Annotated in this window: 17 protein-coding genes and 1 riboswitch; of the genes, 10 read left to right on the forward strand and 7 right to left on the reverse strand. The window is 69.1% G+C overall.

Going from position 1 to position 17,474, the window contains the following annotated elements:
• Positions 1-327: 327 nt before the first annotated feature.
• On the forward strand, positions 328-1,017 hold the full coding sequence (locus AC5P6H_RS12765; RefSeq protein ID WP_014645829.1) for a winged helix-turn-helix domain-containing protein: 690 nt from the start codon (positions 328-330) through the stop codon (positions 1,015-1,017).
• Positions 1,014-2,360 carry an ATP-binding protein gene (locus tag AC5P6H_RS12770; protein WP_197575085.1) on the forward strand — a complete coding sequence of 449 codons (1,347 nt, stop codon included), beginning with the start codon at positions 1,014-1,016 and terminating at the stop codon, positions 2,358-2,360. The genes AC5P6H_RS12765 and AC5P6H_RS12770 overlap by 4 nt, the downstream gene beginning before the upstream one ends.
• Here AC5P6H_RS12770 and AC5P6H_RS12775 read toward each other — a convergent pair.
• Together AC5P6H_RS12775 and AC5P6H_RS12780 are read right to left on the reverse strand one after the other, a co-directional pair.
• The gene (locus tag AC5P6H_RS12775; protein WP_495202714.1) at positions 2,357-3,826 is read right to left on the reverse strand and encodes a sensor histidine kinase; all 1,470 of its coding nucleotides are present in this window, start codon (positions 3,824-3,826) and stop codon (positions 2,357-2,359) included. The two genes, AC5P6H_RS12770 and AC5P6H_RS12775, sit on opposite strands and share 4 nt — an antisense overlap.
• On the reverse strand, positions 3,823-4,542 hold the full coding sequence (locus AC5P6H_RS12780) for a response regulator transcription factor (RefSeq protein WP_014645826.1): 720 nt from the start codon (positions 4,540-4,542) through the stop codon (positions 3,823-3,825). Before AC5P6H_RS12780 ends, AC5P6H_RS12775 begins: the two co-directional genes overlap by 4 nt.
• 144 nt (positions 4,543-4,686) lie before the next feature.
• Here AC5P6H_RS12780 and msrB point away from each other — a divergent pair, with 144 nt between their 5' ends.
• The 4 genes from msrB (at position 4,687) to AC5P6H_RS12800 (ending at position 9,480) form a co-directional block, all read left to right on the forward strand.
• Complete coding sequence (msrB, locus tag AC5P6H_RS12785; protein WP_495202715.1) at positions 4,687-5,268, forward strand: peptide-methionine (R)-S-oxide reductase MsrB; 582 nt, start codon at positions 4,687-4,689, stop codon at positions 5,266-5,268.
• 2 nt (positions 5,269-5,270) lie between these two features.
• Positions 5,271-7,037 carry a cytochrome c biogenesis protein DipZ gene (locus tag AC5P6H_RS12790; protein WP_126411688.1) on the forward strand — a complete coding sequence of 589 codons (1,767 nt, stop codon included), beginning with the start codon at positions 5,271-5,273 and terminating at the stop codon, positions 7,035-7,037.
• 14 nt (positions 7,038-7,051) lie between these two features.
• The gene (gene msrA, locus AC5P6H_RS12795; protein ID WP_495202716.1) at positions 7,052-7,789 is read left to right on the forward strand and encodes a peptide-methionine (S)-S-oxide reductase MsrA; all 738 of its coding nucleotides are present in this window, start codon (positions 7,052-7,054) and stop codon (positions 7,787-7,789) included.
• A 242-nt stretch (positions 7,790-8,031) separates the two neighbouring features.
• The gene (locus tag AC5P6H_RS12800) at positions 8,032-9,480 is read left to right on the forward strand and encodes an aminotransferase-like domain-containing protein (RefSeq protein ID WP_495202717.1); all 1,449 of its coding nucleotides are present in this window, start codon (positions 8,032-8,034) and stop codon (positions 9,478-9,480) included.
• Positions 9,481-9,555: 75 nt separating this feature from the next.
• On the opposite strand, the gene bioD is transcribed toward AC5P6H_RS12800, so the two are convergent.
• The gene (gene bioD / locus AC5P6H_RS12805) at positions 9,556-10,239 is read right to left on the reverse strand and encodes a dethiobiotin synthase (RefSeq protein WP_495202718.1); all 684 of its coding nucleotides are present in this window, start codon (positions 10,237-10,239) and stop codon (positions 9,556-9,558) included.
• Positions 10,240-10,307: 68 nt separating this feature from the next.
• Here bioD and AC5P6H_RS12810 point away from each other — a divergent pair, with 68 nt between their 5' ends.
• Positions 10,308-10,790, forward strand: a complete 483-nt coding sequence (locus tag AC5P6H_RS12810) for a GAF domain-containing protein (RefSeq protein ID WP_014645821.1) — start codon at positions 10,308-10,310, stop codon at positions 10,788-10,790.
• Positions 10,787-11,149 (forward strand): TfoX/Sxy family protein, encoded by a 363-nt coding sequence (locus AC5P6H_RS12815; RefSeq protein WP_014645820.1) that lies wholly within the window; start codon positions 10,787-10,789, stop codon positions 11,147-11,149. The genes AC5P6H_RS12810 and AC5P6H_RS12815 overlap by 4 nt, the downstream gene beginning before the upstream one ends.
• Positions 11,150-11,240: 91 nt before the next feature.
• Here the strand turns inward: AC5P6H_RS12815 and AC5P6H_RS12820 are convergent, their stop codons facing one another.
• Positions 11,241-11,819, reverse strand: a complete 579-nt coding sequence (locus tag AC5P6H_RS12820) for a histidine phosphatase family protein (RefSeq protein WP_049441334.1) — start codon at positions 11,817-11,819, stop codon at positions 11,241-11,243.
• Positions 11,820-11,961: 142 nt separating this feature from the next.
• A riboswitch (cobalamin riboswitch) is annotated at positions 11,962-12,184 on the forward strand.
• Positions 12,185-12,299: 115 nt separating this feature from the next.
• On the opposite strand from AC5P6H_RS12820, the gene btuB reads away from it, so the two are divergent.
• Positions 12,300-14,141, forward strand: a complete 1,842-nt coding sequence (gene btuB, locus AC5P6H_RS12825; RefSeq protein ID WP_495202719.1) for a TonB-dependent vitamin B12 receptor — start codon at positions 12,300-12,302, stop codon at positions 14,139-14,141.
• 93 nt (positions 14,142-14,234) lie between these two features.
• On the opposite strand, the gene gph is transcribed toward btuB, so the two are convergent.
• From gph to AC5P6H_RS12840, 3 genes are all read right to left on the reverse strand, one after another.
• Positions 14,235-14,903, reverse strand: coding sequence for a phosphoglycolate phosphatase (gene gph, locus AC5P6H_RS12830; RefSeq protein ID WP_049441337.1), 669 nt, complete (start codon positions 14,901-14,903; stop codon positions 14,235-14,237).
• Positions 14,904-14,967: 64 nt separating this feature from the next.
• Entirely contained in the window at positions 14,968-15,759 is a 792-nt protein-coding gene (locus AC5P6H_RS12835; RefSeq protein ID WP_014645816.1) for a class I SAM-dependent methyltransferase, read from the reverse strand.
• Positions 15,756-16,685 carry a LysR family transcriptional regulator gene (locus tag AC5P6H_RS12840; RefSeq protein WP_014645815.1) on the reverse strand — a complete coding sequence of 310 codons (930 nt, stop codon included), beginning with the start codon at positions 16,683-16,685 and terminating at the stop codon, positions 15,756-15,758. The genes AC5P6H_RS12835 and AC5P6H_RS12840 overlap by 4 nt, the downstream gene beginning before the upstream one ends.
• A gap of 108 nt (positions 16,686-16,793) precedes the next feature.
• On the opposite strand from AC5P6H_RS12840, the gene AC5P6H_RS12845 reads away from it, so the two are divergent.
• Entirely contained in the window at positions 16,794-17,432 is a 639-nt protein-coding gene (locus tag AC5P6H_RS12845; RefSeq protein WP_032959230.1) for an NAD(P)-dependent oxidoreductase, read from the forward strand.
• Positions 17,433-17,474 lie beyond the last annotated feature (42 nt).

Raw genomic sequence — 17,474 nt, forward strand, 5'->3', positions numbered from 1 at the left:
GGCGGGACGGGTTCGGCAGGCAGGGGGCGGCGGGCGACATGGGGACGGCACGCGGAGCGGAGGAGACTCCATGCTCGGCGCGGGGGCGCGCGGCGTCAGTCGCTTTGCTGTCAGCGATCGTCACCAGCCGTATCACGAAGGTAACGTTTTGTAACAGCAACAGGCTATGCTGGCCGCCAAGTTGTTGCCGGGACTGAGACCCGGCCCGCGCGCCAGCAACCCCGGCTGAATGGCGCCCGCCCCCGGGACCCGGGCGGCCCGAAGGCTGGGATAGCATCGCCGCGCTCGTGCCGTGGCGGTACGTTTGCGCCCACGGAGGCCTTGGAAATGCTGGATATCGTACTGGTCGAAGACGATGCCCGCCTGGGAACGATGGTCAGCGACTACCTGCAACGGCATGGCTACCAGGTGGCCCACGAGCGCAGCGGCGAGCGCGCCGTGGCCCGGATCCTGGCGGAGAAGCCGGCCCTGGTGCTGCTCGATGTGGGCCTGCCCGACCAGGATGGTTTCGAAGTGTGTCGGCAGATCCGGCCCCACTATGACGGCATCATCTGCGTGCTGACCGCCCGTACCGACAACATCGACCAGGTGCTGGGCCTGGAACTGGGGGCCGACGATTACATCGGCAAACCCATCGAACCGCGGGTGCTGCTGGCCCGCCTGCGCGCCCACCTGCGCCGCCACCGCCGGGTCGAACCGCGTGACGGCAGCCTGCGCTTCGGCGAGCTGAGCATCGACCCATCCACCCGCAACGTGCACCTGCAGGGCAGCCTGCTGGAGCTGACCACCGCCGAGTTCGACCTGCTGTTCCTGCTGGCCAGCAATGCCGGCCAGATCCTGGACCGCGACGCGCTGCTGCGCGGCCTGCGTGGCATCGCCTTCGATGGCCTGGACCGCTCAATCGATGCCCGCATCTCGCGCCTGCGCCGCAAGCTGGGCGACAACCCGGAGCAGCCGGAACGGATCAAGACCGTCCGTGGCCGCGGCTACCTGTTCAGCCGCTCGGCATGGGGATGAAACGCACACCGTCGGCGATGCGCGGCCACGCCTTCCACTTCCTGCGCTACGGCATCGGTTTCCTGGTCGCCCACCTGTTGTTGATCGTGCTGGGCCTGTGGGCCTGGGACGCCCTGCTGGAAGACCGCACCGAAGCCGGCCTGCAGGCCGAGATGCGCGGCACGCACGCGCTGCTGCAGCATCGCTTCGCCGAAACCCCGCGCGAGCAGTGGCCGGCACTGGCGCGCGAACTCGACGCCGATTTCGCCTATGCGCTGCGCATGGTGCCGCTGGCCGAGGCGGTGAAGGCGCTGCCGGCCAGCCAGCGCCCGCCGTTCAACAACGGCCGCGTACAGATCGATCTGGAGCACATGCGCAGCCTGCAGCGGATCGGCGACAGCGACTACGCCGTGATGCTGGGCCCGTTGGACGAGGCGCTGCCGGACGAAGGCTGGCAGGACAGCGAAGTATCCGGTGTGGCGATCCTGCTGCTGATCCTGATGGTGGCGGTGGCACTGCCGATGTACGTGATGGTGTACCGGCTGTGGCGCGACGTCTCGCAGTTGGCCCAGGCGGCGCGGCAGATGCGCGACGGCCAGCTGGATACCCGCGCGCCGCGCGCCGGTACCGCGCTGGTGCGGCCGCTGGCCAACGCCTTCAACCACATGGCCGAGCAGTTGCAGCAGCTGCTGGAAAGCCAGCGCGTGCTGGCCCAGGCGGTCGCGCACGAGGTGCGCACGCCGTTGGCACGGATGCGTTTCGGCCTGGCCGACCTGGAAGACACTGCGCTCGACGATGTGCAGCGCGATGCGCTGGGCGGGCTGCGCACCGACGTCGATCGGCTGCAGCACCTCACCGATGCCGGCGTCGAATACGCCGCACTGGGCCGCTGCCATCAGCTGACCCGCCAGCGCCTGCAGCTGGCGGCGCTGGTGCGCGGCGTGGTGGCCCAGTTCGCACCGTTGCCGATGCCGGTGCAGCAGGCGTTGTCGCCGGTGGGCCTGGTCAACGTCAACCGGCACATGCTGGAACTGGCGCTGCGCAACCTGCTCGGCAATGCGCTGCGTTACGCGCGTCGGCAGATCCGCATCGCCAGCACGGTCAATGACGGCTGGCTGTGCCTGCAGGTGGAGGACGACGGCCCCGGCATCGCACCGGAACTGCGCGGCCAGGTGCTGCAACCCTATGTGCGGCTGGACCCGGGCAGCCCCGGCTTCGGCCTCGGGCTGGCGCTGGTGCAGGTGGTGGCCGACAAGCATGGCGGCCAGGTCGAGGTGACCGATTCGGCGCTGGGCGGCGCCTGCATCCGCCTGCACCTGCCGCTGGAAACCGGCGGTGTCGTGGAGGCCGAGGCAGCCTGCTAGACCGCCGTTTCCGCGCGCGGCAAGGCAAACACGAACAGCGCGCCCCGTTCGCTGTCGCGCAGTTCGATGCGGCGGCCATGCAACTGCACGATGCGCTGCACGATCAACAGGCCCAATCCGCCGTTGTCGCCACGCCGCGCGCCGAGCGCGGCCGGTGCCTGGAACAGCTGGGTACGCAGCGCCGGGGCTACCCCGGGGCCATCATCGGCGACGCAGACCTCCACGCTGTCGGCGGTCGCGCGCAGGCGCACCTCGATCTGGCCACCCTCGGGTGCATGGCGCAGCGCGTTGTCGAGCAGGTTGGTCAGCACCCGCTCGACCAGGCCCAGGTCCGCACGGACCAGCGGCAGGCCGGGCGGAAACGCCGCGTGCAGCTGCTGGCCACGCGCCTGTGCCGCCAGTTCGAACTTCTGCAGCACGTCCTGCAGCAGCTCCGGCAGCGCAAACACTTCCCACTCCAGCCGCACTTCGCCGTGCTCCAGCCGCGCCAGTTCGAACAGCGCGCGCGCCAGCCGGCCGACCTTGGCGCTCTGAGCCAGCGCAATGCCGAGATAGCGGCGGCGCTCATCCGGTGACAGCGTGGCGTCCTTCAACGCCAGCGTTTCCAGGTAGCCGTGCAGCGACGACAACGGCGTGCGCAGGTCGTGCGAGATGTTGGCGACCAGTTCACGGCGCTGCAGATCCTGCTGGCGCAGCTGCTGCCACTGCTCGCCCAGCCGCTGCGCCATCTGCGCGTGCGCATGTTCCAGGATCACCAGTTCGTCGCGCTCACCAGCGCGCAGCGGCTCCGGCGGCGGCAGCGGCGTCGGCGCATCGATGTCAAAGGCCTGGATCCGCCGGGTCAGCCGCCGCAACGGACGCGTCACCCAGTAGAACGCGACCAGCCCGGCCAACAGGCCGAGGCTGCCGACCAGCACCACCGACCACAGCGTGGTGTTCCACTGGCTGCCGGCGGCAAGATCGTCGGCGAGCATCTGCCGGTGCTCGCCGACCAGCACCACGTACACATAGCCGGCCGGCCGGCCCTGCACGATCAATGGTGCAGCGCTGAACACCTTGCGGCCATCGGCGCTGCGCGGGTCATCGCCGAGGATCGGCAACGGTGCACCGGCCAGCAGGCGACGCAACGGCGCCACATCCACCCGGTTGCGCACCAGATGTCCACTGGGTGCATCGTGACCGAGGATGCGGCCCTGGTCGTCCAGCAGGTAGACCTCGACGCTGGGGTTGACCGCCATCAGCTGGCCGAACAGCGCGCGCACCGCCGCATCGCGCATGCCGCTGGTGTCCATCAGCTCGCTGCGCTGGGTGATGTGTTCGGCCAGGCCCAGCGACAGCCGCTGCACGACTTCCTGCTCGTGGCGGGTGTTGGCACGCATCTGCAGTGCCAACAGCGCCATGCAGCACATCAGCATCAGCGCGGCGGTCACCACCGCCAGCTTCTGCCACAGGTTCGGCTTGATCATGCCGCCGCCCCGGCCGGGTCGACCAGCTTGTAGCCGCGGCCCCACACCGTCAGCAACCGCCGTGGGTTGGCCGGGTCGGGTTCGATCTTGCTGCGCAGGCGGTTGATGTGGGTGTTGACCGTGTGCTCATAGCCATCGTGCTGGTAGCCCCAGACCTGGTTGAGCAGTTCCATGCGTGCGAACACCTGGTCCGGATGACGGGCGAAGAACAGCAGCAGGTCGAACTCGCGCGGGGTCAGTTCCAGCGTGTTGCCATCCACCGAAGCGGTGCGCGCGACCGGATCGAGCTGCAGCCCACCCAGCTCGATCGCGCCGGCATCGATGCGCGCGCTCTGCGCCATCGCCTCGGCGCGGCGCAGCAGCGCACGTACCCGTGCCACCAGTTCCGGCATCGAAAAGGGTTTTGCCAGGTAATCGTCCGCGCCCAGTTCCAGGCCGACGATGCGCTGCGTTTCACTGCCGCGCGCGCTGATGATGATGATCGGGACATACCGCGCCATCGCGCGTGCGCGCTGGCACACCTGCAGCCCGTCCACGCCGGGCAGCATCACGTCCAGCACCAGCGCATCCCACGGGCCGTCCTGCTCGAGCAGGCGCAGGCCGGCATCGCCGCTGGCGGCATGGGCGACGTCGTAGCCCTCATCACCCAGGTGCATGCGCAGCAGGTCGGCGATGTGGGCATCGTCTTCAACGATCAGCACGCGTTTGGTCGACATCGGCAGCTCGGGGCCAGTGGGGAGGCTGGCTGCATTGTGGCGCGGGACGGCCGCCGATACCTCACGAAAAATTGAATCCTGCGTGAGGATTCGTTGACCCGGGCGGGCGCAGCATGGCCCCGTCGCCCCTTCCCGGAGTCCGCCATGTCCCTCTCCCGCCGCCATCTGCTGGGCCTGGGCGGTGTCGCCACCGCCGCCGGCCTGTTCGGCCTGTTCGGCCTGGGGGCCTGCAGCCGCGCCGCCCCGGCCGCCGCCGAAGCGCGCCCGTCGCGACAGTTCGAGGTCATGCACAGCGATGCCGAGTGGCGCCAGCGACTGACGCCGGCGCAGTACGCGGTGCTGCGCCAGCAGGCCACCGAGCGCCCCTGGAGCAGCCCGCTCAACAAGGAACACCGGCAGGGCACCTTCGCCTGCGCCGGGTGCGCACTGCCGCTGTTCTCCTCGTCCACCAAGTTCGAGAGCGGTACCGGCTGGCCCAGCTTCTGGGCGCCGCTGCACAACGCCATCGGCGAAGACCGCGACGTCACCTTCGGGATGCTGCGGGTGGAGGTGCATTGCCGCCGCTGCGGCGGCCATCTCGGCCATGTGTTCAACGATGGGCCACGCCCCACCGGGCTGCGCTACTGCATGAACGGTGCGGCGATGGTGTTCGCTCCCGGCGCCACGGATGGCACTGCCGACGGCTGGCGGGTGCCGGTCGGTTCTTCCCCTGCTTCCGGAGCCTGATGATGCTGCTGTTGCTGCTTGCCTATCTGGGGGGCGCGCTGACCCTGCTCAGTCCCTGCATCCTGCCGGTGCTGCCGTTCGTGTTCGCGCGTGCCGATCGCCCGTTCCTGCGCAGCACGCTGCCGCTGCTGCTGGGCATGGCGCTCACCTTCACCGTGGTCGCCAGCCTGGCCGCGGTGGGCAGCCAATGGGTGGCGCAGGCCAACCAGGTCGGACGCTGGGTCGCCCTGCTGCTGATGGCGTTGTTCGCGGTCGCCCTGCTCTGGCCACGACTGGCCGACCACCTGCTGGCGCCGTTCCAGCGCATGGGTGCCCGCCTGAGTGCGCGCGCCGATGCGGCGGATGCCGCGGGGCACGGCGGCGCGTGGACCTCGCTGCTGATCGGCATCGCCACTGGCCTGCTGTGGGCACCGTGTGCCGGGCCGATCCTCGGTCTGGTGCTGACCGGCGCCGCCCTGCATGGCGCCAGCGTCGGTACCACTGCGCTGCTGCTGGCCTACGCACTGGGTGCGATCACCGCATTGGCGCTGGCGGTGTGGATCGGCGGCCGGGTGTTCCGCGCGATGCAGGCGCGGCTCGGCCTCGGCGATGTACTTCGCAAGGTGCTGGGTGTGGCCGCGCTGCTGGCCGTCGTGGCGATCGGCCTCGGCTGGGATACCGGCCTGCTGACCCGCTTGTCCACGGTCAGCACCGCGCGTATCGAGCAACGCCTGCTGGATGCAGTGCCCGGCGCGCAGCCGGCGGCACCGCCGATGATGATGGCCGGCGCCAATGCCGGTGCCGATGCAGCGCTGCCGGTGGAGGGCACGCTGCCCGCGCTGGACGGTGCCACTGGCTGGCTCAACAGCCCGCCGCTGAGTGCACAGCAGCTGCGCGGCAAGGTGGTTCTGGTCGATTTCTGGACCTATTCCTGCATCAACTGCCTGCGCGCGATGCCGTTCGTGCACGAATGGGAGCGACGCTACCGCGACCACGGCCTGGTGGTGGTCGGCGTGCACACGCCGGAATTCGCCTTCGAGCGTGACCCACGCAACGTGATGAAAGCGGTGCAGCAGCTGAAGGTCGAGTACCCGGTGGCGCTCGACAACCAGTACACGATCTGGCGCGCCTTCAACAACCGCTACTGGCCGGCGCAGTACTTCGTCGACGCGCAGGGCAATATCCGCGGCCACCAGTTCGGCGAGGGCAACTATGCGCGCTCGGAACAGATGATCCGTCGCCTGCTGACCGAAGCCGGGCAGACCAATCTGCCGCCGCCGGCCGATCCCGCTGCCGCCGGCCTGAAGGGCGTGGCCGTGCAGGCCGACATGGGCAACCTGCGTTCGCCGGAAACCTACCTGGGCCACGCCCGCGCCGAGCAGTTCGCCTCGCCCGGCGGGCAGCGCAGCGACGCCGCGTTCGACTACACGCTGCCGGCCACCCTGGCGTTGAACCAGTGGGGGCTGTCCGGGCGCTGGACCGTCACCGATGAGGCCGCACAGCTGCAGCAGGCCGGCGGCCGCATCGCCTTCCAGTTCCATGCGCGCGACCTGCACCTGGTGCTGGCACCGAGCGAGGACGGCAGGCCGGTGCGCTTCCGCGTCTGGCTGGACGGCAAAGCGCTGCCCGCCACCGATGCCGGCAGTGATGTTGGTGCCGATGGCAGTGGCGTCGTCGACGAGCACCGCCTGTACCAGCTGATCCGCCAGCGCGGCGCAGTTGGCCCGCATCGCTTCGAGATCGAGTTCCTCGATGCGGGCGTGCAGGCCTATGCCTTCACCTTCGGTTGAACCGGGAGGACATGATGAAACTCTCCTTTGAACAGGGCATCGCCGCCGGTGTGGCCGGCCTGGTGGCCACGGCCTTGATCGCCGGTGTGCTGCTGGTTGACCACGGCGCGATTGCGGCGCCGATCGAAGCCAGCGCGCAGATCCAGGCACTGCCGGCCCCCACCGGCGATGCGGCGTTCCGCGATGACGCCCCCCACGCCAGCGTGGTGTTCGCCGGTGGTTGCTTCTGGGGCGTGCAGGGCGTGTTCCAGCACGTCAAGGGCGTGAGCAATGCCGTGTCCGGCTACATCGGTGGCAGTGCGGCCAATGCGCGTTATGAGCGCGTCAGCGGTGGCCAGACCGGGCATGCCGAAGCAGTGAAGATCGACTACGACCCGCGCCAGGTCAGCTACGGGCAGCTGATGCAGGTGTTCTTCTCGGTGGTGCACGACCCGACCCAGCTCAATCAGCAGGGGCCGGACCACGGCAGCCAATACCGCTCGGCGATCTTCAGTGACGACGCACGCCAGCAGGCTGCCAGCCGCGCCTACATCGCCCAGCTCGGCCAGGCCGGCAGCTACCGCGCGCCGATCGTCACCCAGCTGGTCAGCGGCCAGCGCTTCTACCCGGCCGAGAGCTACCACCAGAACTACATGACCAACTACCCGCAGGCGGCCTACATCCGCTACTACGACGCACCGAAGCTGGCCGCGCTGGGCAAGCAGTTCCCGGCGCTGTACCGGCGCGAGGCGGTGCTGGTGCCGATGCGGTAGCCGGCATTCCCCCTTGGGCTGACCGACGCTCGGCGGTGCTCTCTGTAGAGCCGAGCCCACGCTCGGCTGCTGTTGGCGGAAGTGCAGCCGAGCATGGGCTCGGCTCTACACACAGAAAAAGACGCACGGCCATCCAGCCGTGCGTTTGGGAAGTATCGGCCGTGCCCCGATCAGGCCCGGCCGACAACGACATGCTAGGCTCGCCATCATCATGGGTACAGCACCAGATGGTGGGAAATTCGATGGATACAGATGACCAGAGCGCGATGATCCCACCCCGCTACCAACGGCTGTCCGACGAGCTGGCCGAGGCCATCCACGGCGGACGCCTTCCGGTTGGCAGCCGCCTGCCTTCGCTGCGGCAGATGGCCCTGCAGCGCAGGCTCAGCCTGAACACGGTGATTGCCGCCTATCGCCAGCTGGAGGACGCCGGCCTGGTCATTCCGCGGCCCAAAGCCGGCTTCGAGGTGGCGCCGCGCTTGTCGGTGCCAGAGCGTTCGCTGCGTGATACCCCGTCCGCACCCACCGCACCACTGCAGCAGGTGCTGATGGCCCGCGTGCTGGAAGCACAGCGCCGCCCCGGTGTGATCGACCTGGCCTTTGCCGGTCCGCGCGGGCGCCAGTTCTATCCGGGCGCGCAGCTGGCCCGGCATACCGCACAGGTGCTGCGCCACGGCCAGCAGACGGTGGAGACCTACGCGCGCCCCAACGGCTCGCCACGGCTGCTGGCGCAGATCGTGCGGCGTGGCCCGCGCATGGGGCTGCACACCCACAGCGAACGCCTGCTGCTGACCCATGGTGCGATGGAGGGCCTGCAGCTGGCGCTGCGCGCGGTCGCCCAGCCCGGTGATGCGGTCGGCATCGAGGCACCGTCCTACTTCAACCTGTATCCGTTGCTGGCCAACCTCGGCCTGCAGGCCATCGAGCTGCCCACCCATCCGCAGCACGGACTGGATGTGGATGCGCTGGACGCGCTGCTGCAGCACACACCGCTGGCCGCACTGGTGGTGATGCCGACCGTGCACAACCCGCTCGGCTGCACCATGCCGACCGCCGCCAAGCAGCGCCTGGCCGAGCTGGTCAACGCACGGCAGCTGCCGCTGATCGAGGACGCGGTGTACGCCGAGCTGCAGTTCTGCGAACCGCCGGCGCCCCTGCTGAAGGCCTTCGATCGCGACGGCTGGGTGATGGTGGTCGGAGGTTTCTCCAAGACACTGGCGCCGGATTACCGCATCGGCTGGCTGGATGGCGGCCGCTTCGCCGAGCGCATCGCGCTGCTGAAATTCCAGTCCACCGGCGGCGAGCCGCAGCTGCTCGGTGACGCGGTCGCGGCGTATCTGGAAGCCGGCAGCTACGAGCACCACCTGCATCGCATGCGCCGGCTGTACCGCGACCAGGTGGGACGGCTGCGCCAGCTGGTGGCCGAGCACTTCCCGGCCGGCACCCGCGCCACCGAACCGCAGGGCGGATTCCTGCTGTGGCTGGAACTGCCGGGCGTGGATACGCGCGAGCTGTTCGAGCGAGCGCTGCAGGAGGACATCGTGTTCATGCCCGGCCAGGTCTATTCACGTGGCGCGCGATACCGCCACTGCCTGCGGCTGTCGTGCTGCCAGACCCTGGATGCGCGCTTCATTGGCGCGGTGGAACGACTGGGCGCGATCGCGCGGGAGCTGGCGGGCGCAGCACGGTAGTGCCGGGCGCTGGCCGGCAACATCGGGATCACCGGGGGGGTGGGGTTGCCGGCCCGCGGCCGGCACTACCCTGGATCACTCGAGCAGGGGCGGGGTCAGCGCTTCGCCATCCGCCCCCGGCAGATGCGGCAGCCGTCCCCTGCACGGCACCGGCAGGCGCTCCTGCAACGTGGCGATGTTCTCATCCTGGCGCTGCATCGCCGGGTCGATGTGGTTGCCGATCCAGCCCAGGCACTGCACGCCGCTGGCCTGCAGCGACTGCGCAGTCAGCCGCGCATGGTTGACGCAGCCCAGCCGCATGCCCACCACCAGCAGCACCGGCAACTGCAGTGCTCGCACCAGGTCCAGCTGGTCCAGCGTGGCCGAGACCGGCGCCAGCCACCCACCGACGCCTTCCACCACCACGATGTCGGCCTGTGCGCGCAGTCGCGCGAACGCAGCCACGATCGGCGCCAGTTCCACCCGCACGCCGTCCTCGGCAGCGGCCAGCTCCGGTGCCAGCGGCTGCCGCAGCGCATACGGGTTCAGATCGGCATAGTCCGGCACCGGCCAGCTGGCCGCCTGCAGCGCCAGCGCGTCTTCGTTGCGCAGGCCCTGCCCCAGGTCTTCGCTGCCGCTGGCCACCGGTTTCATGCCCACCGCGCGCAGGCCGCGCCGGCGCAGCGCCTGCAGCAGCGCGGTGCTGGCCGCGGTCTTGCCGATCTCCGTATCGGTGCCGGTAATGAACAGGGCGGGCGGCAGCGTAGCGGGCAACGGCATCGATGGGCTCCAACAGGGCAACAGAGCGTGCATTATCGCCGGCCCGGCGCGCTTGCTAGACTGCGGGCATGTTCGCCAATGCCTCGCTTACCGGCAGCAAGCCGGAACAATACGCCCAGCTGCTGGAACAGGCCCGTGGCCTGGTCTACGCCGAGTCCGACCGCATCGCCAACGCGGCCAACCTCTCCGCACTTGTCTACCACGCCCTGCCCGACCTGAACTGGGTGGGTTTCTACCTGTACGACGGCACGGAGCTGGTGGTCGGCCCGTTCCAGGGCCTGCCGGCCTGCGTGCGCATCCCGCTGGACAAGGGCGTGTGCGGTGCCGCCGCCAGCCAGCGCGTGACCCAGCGCGTGGACGACGTCGATGCCTTCCCCGGCCATATCGCCTGCGATTCGGCCTCGCGTTCGGAACTGGTGGTGCCGCTGCTGCGCGGCGATGAACTGATCGGCGTGTTCGACATCGACAGCCCGAAGATCGGCCGCTTCGATGCCGATGACCAGGCCGGCCTGGAAGCCATCGCCCGCGTGTTCGTCGAGGCGCTGGGATGAGCGCACCGAAGCTGCGCAACATCGGCCCCAAGAGTGCAGCGTGGCTGCGCCAGGTCGGCCTGCGCAGCCGCGAGGACCTGGTTGCGACCGGCGCAGTCGGCGCCTTCGTCAAGGTCAAGCGCGCCGGCTTCAAGCCCAGCCTGAACCTGCTGTACTCGCTGGAAGGCGCGCTGCTGGACTGCCACTGGCAGGAACTGAGCGAGCCGCAGCGTGAGGCGCTGGTGCAGGATTACGAAGCACGCATCGCCGCGCATCCGCTGAAGGCGGCCGGCCCGGCGTCGGGTCCGGTGCATGAGCAGCGCTTCGATGCCGACGATGACGCGGAAGACAGCGTGACCGAGGATGCGGACGAGGATTGACCGCACCGGTAGTGCCGGCCGCTGGCCGGCAACTGCGTGGTCTTTTCAACATTCCTGAGACTGCCGGCCAGCGACCGGCACTACCGATGGGTTACGGCTGCTGCAGTTCCAGCAGCTCGCCTGCCAGCCCGGCTTCGCCACGTTCCAGCCGTACCCGCAGGCGCGTGCCGTGGTCGATGCGCAGTGCCCAGCACAGCGACATCGGCAGGCCGCAGACCTGCGACAGCACCATGCGCAGCGGGCCGCCATGGCTGACCACCAGCGTTGGCACCGGGTCGTCATCATCGAGCAGTCGATCCAGCGCGCGCGCGATACGCCGCTCGAAGTGGCCCCAGCTCTCACCGTTGGGCGGTGGGTATGCATGCGGATCGGCATGGAAGGCCGCCAGTGCATCCTCCGGCAGGTCGAACAGCGACTGCCCGTCCCAATCGCCGAAATCCAGCTCTTCCCATTCCTCCTCCGCTTCCACGTCCAGCCCGCGCGGGGTGGCCAGGGCCATCGCCGTGTGCAGCGAGCGCAGCCGCGGCGAACTGATCACCCGTTCCCAGGGCTGCGCAGCGTAGGCGTCGACCAGTTCCTGCGGCAGGCGGGCCAGCTGCGGTGGATCGCTGCGGCCATCGAGGAACTCATCGCGACCGTTGCCGGCATGGCGGACCAGGTCGAGGATCATGCGTGCGTCCTGTACAGGCAACGCGGGAACAGCGGAAAACGGGCGGACATCGGCAACGGCACCACGGGATCGAGGGACCATTCTAAGGGCACAGCAAAGGCAGTCGGGTACGCTCGACGCTACGGGCCGCCTGCGATGCCGTAGACTGCGCGCACTTCCAGGTGACCTGCGGCCACGGCCGGCAGGTTGAAACGGGAAGCCGGTGACGCGTGAATCCACGCCAGGCCGGCGCTGCCCCCGCAACGGTAAGCACGTCAGTTCCAGGCAACAACGCCACTGTGCCGCAGGCATGGGAAGGCGCCTGGACGGTGGCCTCGCGCCACCCGGCGGCAAGCCCGGAGACCGGCCCGGAAGCCTCAGGTCGCGGTGCGGTGGGCATGGCGCTGGATGACCGCAGCCTGCGCTGCGGCGTCGGCGCATGCCTGCCTTCGCGGCTCCTCCCCTTCGCCACGCGGGCGTGCGTGGCACCTGGAGTCCCCCATGAAGCTGCAGTCCCGAATGCTGTCCCTGACCGTGCTGGCCGCCCTGCCCGCGCTGGCCCAGGCCGCCGATGACACCACCGCGCTCGACCAGATCCTGGTCACCGCCACCCGCACCCCGATCGCCCTGCAGGACAGCATCGCACCAGCCCAGGTGATCGACCGCGCGCAGATCGAATCCAGCCAGGCCACCTCGTTGCAGGAACTGCTGCGCGGCCGCGCCGGCATCAACCTGACCAATGCCGGCGGGCTCGGCAAGCAGAGCTCGCTGTTCCTGCGCGGCACCAACTCGGGCCACACCGTGGTGCTGGTCGATGGCGTGCGCATCAACAGTGCCGACCTCGGCCTGGCCATGTACCAGGACCTGCCGCTGGCGCAGATCGAACGCGTGGAAATCGTGCGCGGCCCGCAGTCCAGCCTGTACGGCGCCGACGCCATCGGTGGCGTGATCCAGATCTTCACCCGCCGCAACCAGGGCGATTTTGCTCCGCACTTCCAGCTCGGTGGTGGCAGCAACGGCCTGCGCGAAGCCAGCGGCGGCATCGGAGGTGGCACCGAACGCGGCTGGTTCGGCGCCGACATCGCCTACCAGCATTCCGATGGCGTCGATGCCTGCCGTGGCTCGGCGACGCTGTTCACCGGCTGCTTCGCTGACGAACCCGACCGCGACGGCTACCGCAACCTGTCCAAGAGCCTGCGTGGCGGCTACACCTTCAACGACCAGTGGAATGTGGAAGGCAGTGCGCTGCGCGCCGACGGCAAGAACCACTACGACGGCTATTACAACTACTCGGAAACCCGCCAGCAGGTGCTGGCCGGCAAGGTGCGCTACACCCCGTCCGGGCGCCTGGCGTTCACCGCCAACGTCGGCCGCAGCGACAACGAATCGGACAACTTCGGCGACTTCGGCGCACGCGGCAGCGCGCAGACCCACCGCGACAGCGCCTCGCTGCAGGGTGACTTCACCTTGACCGGAAGCCAGCTGCTGAGCACCGGCGTGGACTGGAGCGAAGACAACCTGGATGGCAGCAGCGCGGGCTACCTCGTCGACAGCCGTCGCAACACCGGCGTGTTCGTGCAGTACCAGGGCCGCTTCGGCCGCCATCAGCTGCAGGCCAGCGCACGCAACGACGACAACCAGCAGTTCGGCAACCACGCCACCGGCAGTCTCGGCTGGGCAATGCAGCTGGACCACGGCCTGCGCGTCAATGCCAGCTACGGCACCGCCTTCAAGGCACCGACCTTCAGCGACCTGTACGACCCGTGGAGCGGCGTGCCGACGTTGAAGCCGGAGAAGTCCAAGAGCGCCAACCTCGGTGTTTCGCAGCAGGGCCAGGGCTGGCATTGGGGCCTGGACGTGTACGAGACCCGCATCGATGACCTGATCACCTACGATGCGTCCACGATAAAAATGCAGCAGGTGGAGAAGGCGCGCATCCGTGGCGCCGAACTGACCGGTGGCGTGCTGCTGGCCGGCTTCGACCTCAACGCGCAGCTGAGCTACACCGACCCGCGCAACCGCACCCATGGCAGCACCCAGTTCGACAACTGGCTGCCGCGCCGTGCACAGCAGACCGCGCGCCTGGACGTCGACCGCCGCTTCGGCGATTTCCGCGCCGGCCTGACCGTGCAGGGTGCGGGCAAGCGCTATGACGATGCCGCCAACGCGGTGAAGGTCGGTGGCTACGGCACGCTGGACCTGCGCGCCGAGTACGCGCTGACGCCGGCGTGGTCGCTGCTGGCACGTGCCGCCAACGTGTTCGACCGCCGCTACGAGACGGTGGCGTGGTTCAACCAGCCCGGCCGCGAATACCAGCTGAGCGTGCGTTACCAGCCGAAATGAAGGCGCGCGCCGGGCATCGCCCGGCGCCGATCTACTGTAGAGCCGAGCCCATGCTCGGCTCACGCAATGAAGCAGCCGAGCGTGGGCTCCGCTCTACACCCGAACGCCCGCGGCCAACCCCGGCAACTCACGCAGGTCGTCAATCACCGCCACCGCCTGTGCGGTGGCCAGGTCCAGGCCACGCGGATAACCGTAACGCACCAGTGCGATCGGCATGCCTGCCTCTTCGGCGGCGCGGTAGTCGGTCAACGAATCACCCACCATCAGGCAGGCATCCACCGCCAGCCCGAAGTGCGCAGCGATGTGCCGCAGCGGCTCACCGCTGGGCTTGCGCTGCGGCAGCGAATCGCCGCCCAGTACCAGCGCGAACGCATCACCAATGCCCAGGTGTTGCAGCAGTGGCGGCACCAGCGCTTCGGGCTTGTTGGTGCAGATCGCCAGCGGAACACCGCGTGCACGCAGCTGCATCAGCGCTTCGGCCACGCCATCGAACAGGCGCGGGCTGCGCAGCAGGCACTCACGGTAGTGCACCATGAACACCGGCATCACTTCGGCCAGGTCGACCTCACGACCCGCGGCGTGCACGGCCTGCTCGACCAGGCGGCGCACACCGTCGCCGATCCAGCCCAGAACCGTGGCTTCCGGCACGCGTGCCATGCCGATGTCTTCCAGCGTGCGGTTCAGTGCTTCGGCGATATCAGCTGCGCTGTCGACCAGCGTGCCATCTAGGTCGAACACGACCAGCGGATAGGGATACGACAAGGGACGGCACCTGCACGACGTGGGGCCGCCCATTGTACGCCGCTGGTTTCTGCGCCGATCCGCCTCAACCGATCCGGCGTGCGCGGGTGGCCAGGAACGTGGGCAGGTAGCGGTCGATCAGGAAGCGCGGCTGCGGCTGCCAGTCTTCCATGAAGCGATCGATGACGAACCCCGCATCCAGCTGCCCGCCGATCAGTTCGGTCAGGCTGTGGCCAAAGGTCAGCGCATCGCCGCGGCCGAGTTTCGCCTCACGTTCTGCGGCGGGCAGGTCTTCCAGGTCCGAATAGGGAATGGCGTACTGCGGCCGGATCAGGCCCTGCGCATCGAGCTGCGGATCGCGCGCGCCGACGAACAGCACCGGGTTGTAGAAGCTGGCCATCAACATGCCGTCGCGCGCCAGCACGCGGCGGCATTCGGTCCACACCGGGCGCACGTCGGGTACGTACAGGTTGGAGATCGGATGGAACACCACGTCGAAGCTGTCGTTGGCGAATACGTGCAGGTCGCGCATGTCGCCCTGCACCGTGCGCAGCTGCAGGCCATCGCGCGCCGCCACGCTGCGGTCCTGTTCCAGCTGCCCGTCGGAGAGATCGAACACGGTGACGTCGGCGCCCGCAGCGGCCAGCACCGGTGCCTGCTGGCCCCCGCCCGAGGCCAGGCACAGGATGCGGCGGCCACGCACATCGCCCAGCCAGTCCAATGGCAGCGCGCGTGGGGTCAGATGCACCTGCCAGCGGCCTTCGCGCGCGGCGGCAATGGTTGAACTTTCCACCGGGCGCGACCATTCGCGCACTTCGCTGGCCTGGCGGTCCCAGGCAGCACGGTTGTGGTCGATCAAGGCCTGTCCATGGTTCATGTGTTCTCCTTGCCCGGTGGGCGCCAATCCAGATCCTGGAAGGCCGGGCTGGCGAAACACTCGGCCAGGTAGTCCAGGAATCGCCGCATGATAGCGGGCTGCTGTCGCCGTGACGCGTACACGGCATGAATGCCGAGTTCGTCCAGGCTGAATTCGGGCAGCAGTTCGATCAGCTCGCCGGTACGCAGCAGCGGCGCCACCTGGTAGGTCGGCAGCATGGCGATACCGGCACCGGCCCGCACCGCCTCCAGCAGCAGCGAGGCCTCGTTGGCGCTGATGTTGCCGCCCACCGCCACCGACAGCGAACGGCCGTCTCGGTGCAGCTGCCACAGGCTCTTGCCGACGTAGTGGTGGGTCAGGCAGTTGTGCGCGGCCAGATGCTCGGGAGCAGTCGGCGTGCCGCGTGCCTGCAGGTAGGACGGCGTCGCGCACAGCACCGAGCGGCAGGTGGCCAGCCGCCGCGCGATCAGGCTGGGATCGATCTGGCGCGCGATGCGCACGGCCAGGTCCACCCGCTCCTCCACCAGGTTCACCGTGCGGTCGACCAGCAGCAGCTCGATGCGTGCCGCCGGATGGCGCGCAACAAAGCCGGCCACCGCCCGCGCCAGGTGGCTCTGCCCGAACGACACGCTGGCAGTCACCCGCAGCGTGCCATGCGGCTCGGGATCATCGCTGGCCAGCTCGCCCTGCAGTTCCTCGCCGATCGCCAGCATCTGCCGGAAGCGCGCCAGCGCCGCCTCGCCGGGCCCGGTCAGACTGACCCGGCGCGTGGTCCGGTGCAGCAGGCGTGCGCCCAGCCAGCCCTCGACCTCAGCCAGGTAGCGGCTGACCATCGCCCGCGACATGTCCAGCACCTCTGCCGCCGCGGTCAGGCTGCCGCGCTCGGCCACCTCGACGAACACGGTCATGGCGGTCAATCGGTCCATATGCTCGATCCATGCAACAAACAAGCACGTTATACGCTGTTTTTCGAGCGACTGCAGCGGCCTAGAGTGGCGCCATTCCCACCCCACAGCGCCCCACGGAGTCCTGCCATGAAGATCGCCCTCGTTGGTTCCACCGGCAACATCGGCCGCCAGATCGCCCGCCACGCGCTGGCCCGCGGCCACGAACTCACCGTCATCGTGCGCAGCGCGCAGGACCTCCCGGCCGAGCTGGCCGGTGCCCATCCGGTGATCGCCTCGCTGGATGACCAGGACGCGCTGGTTGCCGCCATCGCCGGCCACGACGTGCTCGCCAGTGCCTACGGCCCGCGCCCGGGCGATGACATCGGCCGCGTCGGCGAGGTCGCCGCGCAGCTGGCGGCTGCCGCGCGCAAGGCCGGCGTGCCGCGCCTGGTGGTGGTTGGCGGTGCCGGCAGCCTGGAAGTCGCACCCGGCGTGCAGCTGGTCGACACCCCCACCTTCCCGGAGGCCTACAAGCCGTACGCGCTGGCCCACCGCGAGGCGTTCAACCGCCTGCAGGCAGTGGACGACCTGGACTGGACCTTCTTCTCGCCGGCCGCCGAAATCGGCCCGGGTGAAGAGCGCGGCCAGTACCGCGTGCAGCCCAAGGCGTTCCTGGCCGATACCAGCGGCCACAGCCGCATCAGCTACGCCGACTATGGCGCGGCGTTCGTCGCCGAACTGGAAGCGCACGCGTATCCGAAGCAGATCATCACCGCAGCGTATTGATCCACGCACGTCCCATGTAGAGCCAAGCCCGCGCTCGGCTCT

It is taken from the genome of Stenotrophomonas sp. YJH_SMC_110 (genome assembly GCF_059369255.1).

Bases quoted from the DNA above. Each gene is read 5' to 3' on its own strand.
- AC5P6H_RS12765 (WP_014645829.1), top strand. From the start codon at position 328: ATGCTGGATATCGTACTGGTCGAAGACGATGCCCGCCTGGGAACGATG.
- AC5P6H_RS12770 (WP_197575085.1), top strand. From the start codon at position 1,014: ATGAAACGCACACCGTCGGCGATGCGCGGCCACGCCTTCCACTTCCTG.
- AC5P6H_RS12775 (WP_495202714.1), bottom strand. From the start codon at position 3,826: ATGATCAAGCCGAACCTGTGGCAGAAGCTGGCGGTGGTGACCGCCGCG.
- AC5P6H_RS12780 (WP_014645826.1), bottom strand. From the start codon at position 4,542: ATGTCGACCAAACGCGTGCTGATCGTTGAAGACGATGCCCACATCGCC.
- msrB (WP_495202715.1), top strand. From the start codon at position 4,687: ATGTCCCTCTCCCGCCGCCATCTGCTGGGCCTGGGCGGTGTCGCCACC.
- AC5P6H_RS12790 (WP_126411688.1), top strand. From the start codon at position 5,271: ATGCTGCTGTTGCTGCTTGCCTATCTGGGGGGCGCGCTGACCCTGCTC.
- msrA (WP_495202716.1), top strand. From the start codon at position 7,052: ATGAAACTCTCCTTTGAACAGGGCATCGCCGCCGGTGTGGCCGGCCTG.
- AC5P6H_RS12800 (WP_495202717.1), top strand. From the start codon at position 8,032: ATGGATACAGATGACCAGAGCGCGATGATCCCACCCCGCTACCAACGG.
- bioD (WP_495202718.1), bottom strand. From the start codon at position 10,239: ATGCCGTTGCCCGCTACGCTGCCGCCCGCCCTGTTCATTACCGGCACC.
- AC5P6H_RS12810 (WP_014645821.1), top strand. From the start codon at position 10,308: ATGTTCGCCAATGCCTCGCTTACCGGCAGCAAGCCGGAACAATACGCC.
- AC5P6H_RS12815 (WP_014645820.1), top strand. From the start codon at position 10,787: ATGAGCGCACCGAAGCTGCGCAACATCGGCCCCAAGAGTGCAGCGTGG.
- AC5P6H_RS12820 (WP_049441334.1), bottom strand. From the start codon at position 11,819: ATGATCCTCGACCTGGTCCGCCATGCCGGCAACGGTCGCGATGAGTTC.
- btuB (WP_495202719.1), top strand. From the start codon at position 12,300: ATGAAGCTGCAGTCCCGAATGCTGTCCCTGACCGTGCTGGCCGCCCTG.
- AC5P6H_RS12835 (WP_014645816.1), bottom strand. From the start codon at position 15,759: ATGAACCATGGACAGGCCTTGATCGACCACAACCGTGCTGCCTGGGAC.
- AC5P6H_RS12840 (WP_014645815.1), bottom strand. From the start codon at position 16,685: ATGGACCGATTGACCGCCATGACCGTGTTCGTCGAGGTGGCCGAGCGC.
- AC5P6H_RS12845 (WP_032959230.1), top strand. From the start codon at position 16,794: ATGAAGATCGCCCTCGTTGGTTCCACCGGCAACATCGGCCGCCAGATC.